This is a genomic window from Nostoc cf. edaphicum LEGE 07299 (genome assembly GCF_015207245.1).
Classification (GTDB): Bacteria; Cyanobacteriota; Cyanobacteriia; order Cyanobacteriales; family Nostocaceae; genus Nostoc; species Nostoc edaphicum_B.
Window position 1 is genome coordinate 1 of the sequence record NZ_JADEXF010000972.1, and the last position, 2668, is coordinate 2668.

Here is a 2668-nt window from a genome sequence, read left to right on the forward strand (position 1 = left end):
CTTGGATGTTGAGACATTCATGGACTCAGACGGTGATGGTGTTGGTGATTTTCAAGGACTAACAAAGTGTTTAGATCATCTTTCTGGATTGGGAATTACCTGTTTATGGCTATTACCGTTTTATCCTTCGCCCAATCGGGATAATGGCTACGATGTCATGGACTATTACAACGTTGATCCACGATTGGGGACACTAGGAGATTTTGTACAGTTCATACATCAAGCAAGCGATCGCGGTATTCGAGTTCTGGTTGATTTAGTAGTAAATCATACATCAAATCAGCATCCTTGGTTTCAGCAAGCGCGTTCAGATAAAAACTCTAAGTATCACGATTACTACGTGTGGACAGAAAATCCACCTAAAACTAAGCCAGAACAAATAATGTTTTCTGGAGTAGAGGACAGCCTTTGGGAATACGACGAACAAGCTGATGCTTACTATCTACATCACTTTTACAAAGAGCAGCCTGATTTAAATATTGCTAATCCTGCGGTACGGGAAGAAATCTACAAAATCATGGGTTTTTGGCTGCAACTTGGTGTGTCTGGGTTTCGCATCGATGCTGCGCCATTTTTAATTAATCCACTTGGCATCCCAGATTGCCCAGACTTAGAAACTTTCCTCAAAGATATGCGAGAGTTTATTACCTCGCGTCGGGGTGATGCAATTCTATTTGCAGAAGCAAATGTAAGTTCTGACAAAATACCTGTTTACTTTGGTAATGGCGATCGATGTCAGATGCTGTTTAACTTCTTGCTCAACCAATATATGTTTTTAGCTCTGGCACGTAAAGATTCACAAACTTTGCTTGAGGGACTAAAATCATTACCTAACATTCCTAACATCGGTCAATGGTTGAATTTTGTCCGCCACCATGACGAACTCAACCTTGACTTAATTAGCGACTCTCAAAGGGAAGAAATTTTTCAGGCTTTCGCACCCGAAAAGAATATGCAAATTTTCGGCAAAGGCGTTCGTCGTCGCTTACCACCAATGTTAGCAGGTGAACGCCGCCGGATTGAACTCACATACAGTCTGTTATTCAGCTTACCTGGGACACCTCTGCTACGCTATGGTGAAGAAATTGGTATGGGTGAAGACCTTTCGCTTGAGGGTAGAAATAGTGTCCGTACAGTAATGCAATGGTCAGATGCACCGAATGGCGGCTTTTCTACTGCTTCGTTAGATGTTCTTACCCGACCCGTGATTAAAGAAGGAGAGTATGGTTATAAACGAGTGAATGTAACAGACCAACAGCGCGACCCCAACTCCTTAATCAATTGGATGGAACATATAATCCGTATTCGCAAGCAGTGTCCAGAGTTTGGTTGCGGTAAGTGGCAAATTCTAGAAACCGATCAACCATGTGTGTTTGCTCACTGCTGCAAGTCGGAAGGTGAAAGTGCGATCGCTTTACATAATCTAGGCGATCGCTCATGTACAGTCACGCTAAAATCTGATGAGTATAACCATCTAATTGATATATTTGGCGATTCCCAATACGAACCTCTGGACATTAATTTGCCTTCCATCCCAATAGAAGCATACGGCTATCGCTGGTTTCGCGTTAAGTAATTCAACAGCTTATACCAATTCTCCAAAATCAAGCAACAGACCCAACCTCGAAAAACCAGACTGAATCTGATTTTCTTAATTACGAATTACGAATTACGAATTACGAATTGATATTATCCTTATGGCAAACATTGGATATCACGCTTCTCATGAGCAATTTAAACCAAGCGAACTGCTAAAATACGCGCAAATGGCAGAACAGGCAGGTTTTACTCATGCTCTCTCTTCTGACCATTTTCACCCTTGGAGTGAAAACCAAGGGCAAAGTGGTTTCGCTTGGTCTTGGTTGGGTGCAGCAATGCAAGCAACTCCAACACTTTCCTATCGGGTTGTCTGCGCTCCCGGACAACGGTATCATCCGGCGATAATTGCCCAAGCTGCGGCAACTTTGGCAGAAATGTTTCCCCAACGCTTTTGGCTGACTGTCGGTAGCGGTCAAGCACTTAACGAATATATTACTGGAGAACACTGGCCTTGTAAAAGCGATCGCAATACTCGTCTTAAAGAATGTGTCGATGTTATCCGCGCACTTTGGGCAGGGGAAACTGTTACCCATCACGGTCTAATCTGTGTTCAAGAAGCAAAGCTTTATACACGTCCCCAAATACTACCTTTAATTATTGGCGCTGCTATTACCGTTGAAACCGCAGAATGGTTGGGCAGTTGGGCAGACGGATTGATTACAATTTCGCGCCCTCCAGAGAAGTTAAAAAAGGTTGTAGATGCTTTCCGTAGAGGCGGAGGGGAAGGCAAGCCAATGATATTGAAAGTGCAGCTTTCCTATGAGCGTGACGAGCAAACAGCACTCCAAAAAGCTCATCAGCAATGGCGCAATAATATCTTTAAGAATATCGTGATGACAGAACTGCGATCGCCCCGACAGTTTGATGCGGCTGGGGAGTTTGTGCAACCGAAAGAGTTATATGAACACGTTCGTATTTCCGCAGATCCTCAACAACACATCGAATGGTTAAAAAAAGATATTGAATTGGGGTTTGATGAACTAATTTTGCACAACGTTAACCGGGAACAGCAGCAATTTATCGAAGTGTTTGGTGAGAAAGTTATCCCGGCTTTGGTATAGTAAAAGGC

The 2668-nt window shown here is 43.2% G+C and carries 2 protein-coding genes; both read left to right on the plus strand.

What is annotated here, in order from left to right; all coding sequences use genetic code 11:
- Nucleotide 1: 1 nt before the first annotated feature.
- Nucleotides 2–1576, plus strand: coding sequence for an alpha-amylase family protein (locus tag IQ229_RS23300; RefSeq protein WP_228013678.1), 1575 nt, complete (start codon nucleotides 2–4; stop codon nucleotides 1574–1576).
- A gap of 106 nt (nucleotides 1577–1682) precedes the next feature.
- Complete coding sequence (locus tag IQ229_RS23305; RefSeq protein WP_409339958.1) at nucleotides 1683–2660, plus strand: TIGR03885 family FMN-dependent LLM class oxidoreductase; 978 nt, start codon at nucleotides 1683–1685, stop codon at nucleotides 2658–2660.
- Nucleotides 2661–2668: the final 8 nt, after the last annotated feature.